The sequence below is a fragment of the Rhizorhabdus wittichii genome (genome assembly GCF_017607425.1).
Taxonomy (GTDB): Bacteria; Pseudomonadota; Alphaproteobacteria; order Sphingomonadales; family Sphingomonadaceae; genus Rhizorhabdus; species Rhizorhabdus wittichii.
The window spans coordinates 3,031,619-3,040,000 of record NZ_CP059319.1; the positions used below are offsets into that span (position 1 = coordinate 3,031,619).

At 68.2% G+C, this 8,382-nt stretch carries 4 protein-coding genes, 1 tRNA gene and 2 rRNA genes (1 of these 7 running past the window's edge); all 7 read right to left on the bottom strand.

Going from position 1 to position 8,382, the window contains the following annotated elements:
• Positions 1-168: 168 nt before the first annotated feature.
• Positions 169-663, bottom strand: a complete 495-nt coding sequence (locus HRJ34_RS14270) for a hypothetical protein (RefSeq protein ID WP_208631558.1) — start codon at positions 661-663, stop codon at positions 169-171.
• Between the two features lie 86 nt (positions 664-749).
• Positions 750-2,252, bottom strand: coding sequence for a hypothetical protein (locus HRJ34_RS14275; RefSeq protein WP_226948788.1), 1,503 nt, complete (start codon positions 2,250-2,252; stop codon positions 750-752).
• Positions 2,253-3,092: 840 nt separating this feature from the next.
• Positions 3,093-3,587 carry a hypothetical protein gene (locus HRJ34_RS14280; RefSeq protein WP_208631560.1) on the bottom strand — a complete coding sequence of 165 codons (495 nt, stop codon included), beginning with the start codon at positions 3,585-3,587 and terminating at the stop codon, positions 3,093-3,095.
• A gap of 86 nt (positions 3,588-3,673) precedes the next feature.
• The gene (locus HRJ34_RS14285; RefSeq protein WP_226948789.1) at positions 3,674-5,257 is read right to left on the bottom strand and encodes a hypothetical protein; all 1,584 of its coding nucleotides are present in this window, start codon (positions 5,255-5,257) and stop codon (positions 3,674-3,676) included.
• 1,146 nt (positions 5,258-6,403) lie between these two features.
• Positions 6,404-6,480, bottom strand: a tRNA-Met gene (locus tag HRJ34_RS14290).
• A gap of 164 nt (positions 6,481-6,644) precedes the next feature.
• A 5S ribosomal RNA gene (gene rrf / locus HRJ34_RS14295) occupies positions 6,645-6,759 on the bottom strand.
• Positions 6,760-6,851: 92 nt separating this feature from the next.
• Positions 6,852-8,382, bottom strand: a 23S ribosomal RNA gene (locus tag HRJ34_RS14300) (it continues 1,262 nt past the right edge of the window).

Below are 8,382 nucleotides of genomic sequence, written 5' to 3' on the forward strand. Positions count from 1 at the left end.
CTTGTAGGGAGCGACGGCGGCTTGGGGGTAAGCAAAGCTACAGGAACAATCATGCTCTTCTGAACAATGAACGCCGCCAGGTCCGCTTGGGGTGGACGGACAGACCGGAGATTTTGCCGGGAGCAAACACTCTCCGAAACGTTCCTTGGGGCAATCCCTGAAAGGGGATCAGAAGGGCAGGACGTAGAGCGCGATCCAGGTGGCGAGGACCAGGGTCAGGCCGAGGAGCACCATGCGGTCGAGCCGGTCGGCGATGCTCGGCGCGGGCCGGAGCGCGGGTCCGGTGGGGATGCGCATGATCTCGAGCGGCTCGGCCGTGCCGTCCTCGACCGGACGGAAACTGCGCGGCGGGGTCGGGCGGCTTTCCCCGACCGACGCCCGCAGCTCGCTCTCGGTGAGCGGGACGAGCAGCCGGCAGCAGGCCTGCCCCGCCTGGATCCACAGCACGCGCGCGTTGCGCAGGCCGATCAGCGGCAGGTCGAGGCAGACGATCGAGCCGACATGGAGCCGGTCACTGCCGCCTTCGTCGGAGGGGCCTTCGTCCTGGAGGTCGACGATGCAGTCGCCCCTCGACAGAAGGCGGCAGGACGGAAAGCGCACCGGCGAGGACAGCCGCCTTTCGAGCAGCTCGCCGTCGCGCTTCGAGGACATGGTGTTGAGCATCTGAGGGACGCCTCTCATCTCTGGTACGGTACGGGTCGCGCGGGTTGCTCCCGGCCCGCCCCTGGGGAGGGCGGGCCGGGAGGCGGTCAGGAGCCCCTGCCCAGCAGGCCACCGAGCAGGTTGGTGACCGGGGCAAGGGGTCCCGCCGGTCCGGTCGGCGCGGTTCCCCCCGCTCCACCAAGAACCGAGCCGACCAGGCCGGTGACGGGCGCGAGGATGTTCCCCGAGCCGGAAGGCGAGCCGCCCGAGGCCCCGCCGAGCACCGAACCGACGATACCCGTGACCGGCGCCAGGATCGCTCCCGGGTCAGCCGGTGAACCGCCTGAACCGCCACCGAGGACGGCCCCGACCACGCCCGTGACCGGCGCCAGGATGGAGCCCGGATCGACCGGCGAGCCGCCGCCCGTGCCGCCGCCGAGCACCGACCCCACAATGCCCGTCACCGGCGCGAGGATGTCGCCCGACCCTGACGGCGCTCCACCCAGGCCGCCACCCAGGACAGCGCCGACGACATTCGTGACCGGCGCGAGAATCGCGCCCGGACCCGACGGCGAGCCACTCCCCGAACCGCCGCCGAGCACCGATCCGACGATGCCTGTCACCGGGGCGAGGATGTCGCCCGGGCCCGACGGCGAGCCGCCGGTGCCGCCGCCGGTGCTGGCGAGCGCCGACGTGACCGTCGAGACCGCGGTCTGGACGATGTTGGTGACGGGCGCGAGCGGGCCGGTCGGGGTGAGCAGCGGTCCCGCGATCGGGGTGGCGAGGGTGTTGACGGTGCTGACGATCGGGTTGGAGATGGTCTGGACGGTCGAGGTCAGCACCGCGACCGGCGGCGCCAGCGTCGAGGTCAGCTCGCCGACCGTTCCGCCGACCTGCGGCCCGAGCAGCGCCCCGGTCAGGTTGACGACCGGCTGGAGCCCGGCCTGGACGCCGGGCGCCGTGGTCGCCAGGCCGAGGCCGACGACCTGCCCGCCCGACAGGACGCTCGCCGTCGCGAGCGTTCCGGTGACCGGCGTGGCGCCGGCCGGTCCGGGCAGCAGGTTGAGGCCGACCAGCGTATCGCCGGTCGATGCGCCGCTGAGCTTCGAGCCCGCCAGGTCGAGCCCTGCGAGCGGCCCTGCGAAGGAGCCGCTCTGCGGCGTGCCGGGCAGGTTGCCGACCACCCCGCCGAGCAGGCCGGTGACCGCCCCCGTCAGCGGCGCGAGCGCGCCGTCCGATCCGACGAGCGGATCGGTGAGCGGCGAGAGCGCATTGTTGGCGGCGCCCAGCACCGGCGACAGGATGCCGTCGACCGCGCCCGTGACCGGGCTCAGCGTCGGCGCGAGTCGGTCGGTCAGCCCGGTGACGGCATTGCCGATCGGCTTGCCGGCGACCGCACCGACCAGCGACCCGACCGGGGCGAGCCCCTTACGCACGGCGTTGGTCGTGGTGGGCAGCTTGACGTCGGCGACGGTGCCATCGCCGGTCAGGACGTCGACGGTGGCCAGCGTCCCGGTCGAGGGCTTATCGCCCGGCAGGATATTGGCGCCGATCAGCGTCCCCGATCCGGTCGGGCCGAGCGGCGAGGTGCCACCGATCGAGATGCCCACCGGCGTACTCGGCGCTGCCCCGCTGGGACCGCTCGGACCCGACGGGCCGCTCGGACCTGAAGGACCACTCGGACCGGAAGGTCCGGAAGGTCCGGACGGGCCGCTCGGACCCGACGGGCCGCTGGGACCGCTGGGGCCGCTCGGGCCGGAAGGATCACTGGGACCGGAAGGACCGCTCGGCCCCGACGGACCGCTGGGGCCCGACGGGCCGCTGGGCGAGGTCGGGCCGGCGCCCTTCCCGATATCGAACCCCACCCCGTCGGAACAGGCGGAGGTGAGAAGCAGGATCGACAGGGCGCTCGCGCTCAGCAAGCGCCGCCGGACAGGATGCGAATGGCTGGAATTCGACATGATCTTTACCCCAATGACGTCGCGTGACGAATGGCGACGCATCTGTTCTAGGCAGCGTCATGGTGATTCCCGGTGCCGAACAGAAACCGATGCGGCGGCATCCGGCACGATCCCGCAGGGTCTCCGATCCCCCGCAAAAACGGGGTCCTGGCCGATCGCCGCAAGACGGTTTTGCGGATTCGCAAAGTCCGGATCGCGATCGATCGAAGCCCGAAACCGCGGTGCGAAGGCCCCGCAAACAGGAGCCCAGGAGCGCGAAGAAGGTCAGGTTCAAACCGGATGCGAAACCGCCGGCCCGGCCCCAACGAAAAACCGCCGCCGCTCCTGGAGAGCGGCGGCGGCTTGGGGGTAAGCAAAGCTACGGGAACAATCATGCTCTTCTGAACAATGAACGCCGCCAGGTCCGCTTGGGGTGGACGGACAGACCGGAGATTTTGCCGGGAGCAAACACTCTCCGAAACGTTCCTTGGGGCAATCCCTGAAAGGGGATCAGAAGGGCAGGACGTAGAGCACGATCCAGGTGGCGAGGACCAGGGTCAGGCCGAGGAGCACCATGCGGTCGAGCCGGTCGGCGATGCTCGGCGCGGGCCGGAGCGCGGGTCCGGTGGGGATGCGCATGATCTCGAGCGGCTCGGCCGTGCCGTCCTCGACCGGACGGAAACTGCGCGGCGGGGTCGGGCGGCTCTCCCCGACCGACGCCCGCAGCTCGCTCTCGGTGAGCGGGACGAGCAGCCGGCAGCAGGCCTGCCCCGCCTGGATCCTCAGCACCCGCGCGTTGCGCAGGCCGATCAGCGGCAGGTCGAGGCAGACGATCGAGCCGACATGGAGCCGGTCACTGCCGCCTTCGTCGGAGGAGCCTTCGTCCTGGAGGTCGACGATGCAGTCGCCCCTCGACAGAAGGCGGCAGGACGGAAAGCGCACCGGCGAGGACAGCCGCCTTTCGAGCAGCTCGCCGTCGCGCTTCGAGGACATGGTGTTGAGCATCTGAGGGACGCCTCTCATCTCTGGTACGGTACGGGTCGCGCGGGTTGCTCCCGGCCCGCCCCTGGGGAGGGCGGGCCGGGAGGCGGTCAGGAGCCCCTGCCCAGCAGGCCACCGAGCAGGTTGGTGACCGGGGCAAGGGGTCCCGCCGGTCCGGTCGGCGCGGTTCCCCCCGCTCCACCAAGAACCGAGCCGACCAGGCCGGTGACGGGCGCGAGGATGGTCCCCGAGCCGGAAGACGAGCCCCCCGAGGCCCCGCCGAGCACCGAACCGACGATACCCGTGACCGGTGCGAGGATCGCTCCCGGGTCAGCCGGTGAACCGCCTGAACCGCCACCGAGGACGGCCCCCACCACACCCGTCACCGGCGCCAGGATGGAGCCCGGATCGACCGGCGAACCGCCGCCCGTGCCACCGCCGAGCACCGACCCCACGATGCCCGTCACCGGCGCGAGGATCGCGCCCGGGTCGGCAGGCGAGCCGCCCGAGGTTCCGCCGAGCACCGAACCCACGATGTTCGTGACCGGTGCGAGGATCGCCCCCGGATCGGCCGGGGAGCCACCCCCCGAGCCACCGCCGAGGAGAGCGCCGACCACGCCCGTGACCGGCGCGAGGATCGCACCGGGATCGACCGGCGAGCCACTCCCCGAACCGCCGCCGAGCACCGATCCGACGATGCCTGTCACCGGGGCGAGGATGTCGCCCGGGCCCGACGGCGAGCCGCCGGTGCCGCCGCCGGTGCTGGCGAGCGCCGACGTGACCGTCGAGACCGCGGTCTGGACGATGTTGGTGACGGGCGCGAGCGGGCCGGTCGGGGTGAGCAGCGGTCCCGCGATCGGGGTGGCGAGGGTGTTGACGGTGCTGACGATCGGGTTGGAGATGGTCTGGACGGTCGAGGTCAGCGCCGCGACCGGCGGCGCCAGCGTCGAGGTCAGCTCGCCGACCGTTCCGCCGACCTGCGGCCCGAGCAGCGCCCCGGTCAGGTTGACGACCGGCTGGAGCCCGGCCTGGACGCCGGGCGCCGTGGTCGCCAGGCCGAGGCCGACGACCTGCCCGCCCGACAGGACGCTCGCCGTCGCCAGCGTTCCGGTGACCGGCGTGGCGCCGGCCGGTCCGGGCAGCAGGTTGAGGCCGACCAGCGTGTCGCCGGTCGATGCGCCGCTGAGCTTCGAGCCCGCCAGGTCGAGCCCTGCGAGCGGCCCTGCGAAGGAGCCGCTCTGCGGCGTGCCGGGCAGGTTGCCGACCACCCCGCCGAGCAGGCCGGTGACCGCCCCCGTCAGCGGCGCGAGCGCGCCGTCCGATCCGACGAGCGGATCGGTGAGCGGCGAGAGCGCATTGTTGGCGGCGCCCAGCACCGGCGACAGGATGCCGTCGACCGCGCCCGTGACCGGGCTCAGCGTCGGCGCGAGTCGGTCGGTCAGCCCGGTGACGGCATCGCCGACCGGCTTGCCGACGATCGCGCCGACCAGCGACCCGACCGGGGCAAGGCCGTCGCGGACGCCATCGGTGGTGGTGGGCAGCTTGACGTCGGCAATGGTGCCGTCGCCGGTCAGGACGTCGACGGTGGCCAGTGTCCCGGTCGAGGGCTCACCACCCGGCAGGATATTGGCACCGATCAGCGTCTTCGATCCAGTCGGGCCGAGCGGCGAGGTGCCGCCGATCGAGACACCCACCGGTGTCCCCGGTGCCGACCCGCTCGGACCACCTGGCCCCGTAGGATCGGTTGGCCCAGTCGGTCCGGTTGGACCCGTTGGACCCGTGGGGCCGGTCGGGCCGGTCGGGCCACCGGGACCGGTCGGGCCACCAGGGCCGGTCGGGCCAGCAGGACCGGTCGGACCTGTGGGGCCCGTGGGACCGGCAGGGCCGGTCGGACCAGCAGGACCTCCGGGGCCGCTTGGACCGCTCGGACCACCAGGACCGCTTGGGCCACCAGGACCGCTCGGACCACCGGGACCGGAAGGGCCTCCGGGGCCGGAAGGTCCGCCGGGACCCGAGGGTCCGCCAGGGCCGCTCGGCCCCGAAGGACCACCCGGGCCGCTGGGGCCGCCGGGGCCACTGGGATCGGAAGGACCGCTCGGCCCCGACGGGCCGCTCGGCCCGGAGGGCGGCGTCGGACCGCCGGGTCCCGACGGGCCGCTCGGTCCCGAGGGAGAGGTCGGGCCGACGCCCTTCCCGATATCGAAGCCGATGCCATCGGAGCAGGCGGAGGTGAGAAGCAGAATCGACAGGGCGCTCGCGCTCAGCAGGCGCCGCCTGACGGAACGCGGATAGGCGGAATTCGACATGATCTTTAACCCCAATTGACGTCGCGCGAGGGAGGGCGACGCGCCTTTTTAGGCAGCGGATGGGGTGTTCCCGCCGTCCAACAGAAACCGATGCGGCGGCATCCGACACGATCCGAAAAGCGCGTCGATCCGCCGGAAAAGCCGACCTCGCGCCGATCGCCGCAACGAGGTTTCGCAGACTCGCAAAGCTGGAAGGAGGTGTTGCTCGAGTCCGAAATCGGGGATCCCGCTTCCGCAAAGGCCACCGACAAGCTGCTGCCGGCGTCAGGTTCAAACCGGATGCAAAAGCCCTAATGGGCTAGCTGGCCTGGCCGATGGCAGCCGCAGGATCGCGCGCGCCTCGTCACCTGGCCAGCCGCCGGAAGGCGGCCATCATCTCGCGCGGGAAGCTCGTGTCGATTTGCGTGTACGCAAAGGTGCGAGATCGCCGTGCGCGATAAGGCGCCCGGCATAATATGCCGGAACGATTTTAGCCCCGCGAGACTGCTGTCTTGCGGGGTTGTGTTTGTATGTGGGTTGGTGGTTTGTGGGAGATGGTTGCGGGGATAGGATTTGAACCTATGACCTTCAGGTTATGAGCCTGACGAGCTACCGGGCTGCTCCACCCCGCGACACTGATTGTGGCCTTGTTGGGCCGAGGACCGGAGCCTGTAAGGCTCCGCAAGGCCAAAGGCCGTCGCGGTATCCCCGCGGAAGCCAAGGCAGCGGATGCTGCCGCCGGCGCCTGAGGCCGGCAAACAAAGTGAATGGGTTATTCTGATGCACGGCCTTCAAAGCCTGGCGACGCCCTACTCTTCCACCGCTTAAGCGCTAGTACCATCGGCGCAGTCTGGTTTCACGGCCGAGTTCGGGATGGGATCGGGTGGGTCACAGACGCTATGGCCACCAAGCTATGGAGGCCGTGCATGAGAATTCTAGAAACCGTGCATGTTGATGCTGAGAGTTTTATACCGCCATCAGGATTGTTATTGATGGTGGGGCTCTCAAGCGCGACTAGAGCAATTAGTATCGGTTAGCTCCACGCGTTACCGCGCTTCCACATCCGATCTATCAAGGTCGTGGTCTTCGACCGCTCTAAGATATCTTATCTTGAGGGAGGCTTCCCGCTTAGATGCTTTCAGCGGTTATCCCGTCCGTACATAGCTACCCTGCTGCGCGGCTGGCGCCACGACAGGTCCACCAGAGGTACGTTCAACCCGGTCCTCTCGTACTAGGGTCAACTCCTCTCAAATATCGACGCCCACGGCAGATAGGGACCAAACTGTCTCGCGACGTTCTGAACCCAGCTCACGTACCACTTTAATTGGCGAACAGCCAAACCCTTGGGACCTGCTCCAGCCCCAGGATGTGATGAGCCGACATCGAGGTGCCAAACAACCCCGTCGATATGAGCTCTTGGGGGTTATCAGCCTGTTATCCCCGGCGTACCTTTTATCCGTTGAGCGATGGCCCTTCCACGAGGGACCACCGGATCACTATGACCGACTTTCGTCTCTGCTCGACTTGTCAGTCTCGCAGTCAGGCTGGCTTATGCCATTGCACTCTAACAGCCGGTTTCCAACCGGCCTGAGCCAACCTTCGCGCGCCTCCGTTACTCTTTGGGAGGCGACCGCCCCAGTCAAACTACCCGCCACAGAGGGTCCCTGAACCAGTTTCATGGTTCGAGGTTAGACATCAGAAAACAACAGGGTGGTATTTCACCTATGGCTCCACCAGGACTGGCGTCCCGGCTTCAAAGCCTCCCACCTATGCTACACAGTTATTTCCTAATGCCACTCTGAAGCTGCAGTAAAGGTGCACGGGGTCTTTCCGTCTAACCGCGGGTACTCCGCATCTTCACGGAGAATTCAATTTCGCTGAGCATGTGCTGGAGACAGTGGGGAAGTCGTTACGCCATTCGTGCAGGTCGGAACTTACCCGACAAGGAATTTCGCTACCTTAGGACCGTTATAGTTACGGCCGCCGTTTACCTGGGCTTCATTTCGGAGCTTGCACCCCTCCACTTAACCTTCAGGCACCGGGCAGGCGTCAGACCCTATACGTCGTCTTGAAGCCGACTTAGCAGAGCCCTGTGTTTTTGCTAAACAGTCGCTACCCCCTGGCCTGTGCCCCCCACAACTGGTTGCCCAATCGTGGGGCCTCCTTCTTCCGAAGGTACGGAGGCAATTTGCCGAGTTCCTTCAGCACACTTCTCTCAAGCGCCTTGGTATACTCTACCAGACCACCTGTGTCGGTTTCGGGTACGGTCTATACGGTGGGGCTATTTCCTGGAACCATTTCGAAGCACGTCCAATCCGTTAAGGACGTACAACACACATGATCCGTCACACACCACCAGGCCCACGAATATTAACGTGGTTCCCATCGACTACCCCCTTCGGGCTCGTCTTAGGGGCCGGCTCACCCTGCGCGGATTAGCCTTGCGCAGGAACCCTTGGTCTTTCGGCGACAGGGCATCTCACCCTGTTTATCGCTACTCATGTCTGCATTCGCACTTCCGATACCTCCACGGC

Excerpts from the sequence above, each read along its gene's own strand:
- HRJ34_RS14270 (WP_208631558.1), bottom strand. The coding sequence starts at position 663 with ATGCTCAACACCATGTCCTCGAAGCGCGACGGCGAGCTGCTCGAAAGG.
- HRJ34_RS14280 (WP_208631560.1), bottom strand. The coding sequence starts at position 3,587 with ATGCTCAACACCATGTCCTCGAAGCGCGACGGCGAGCTGCTCGAAAGG.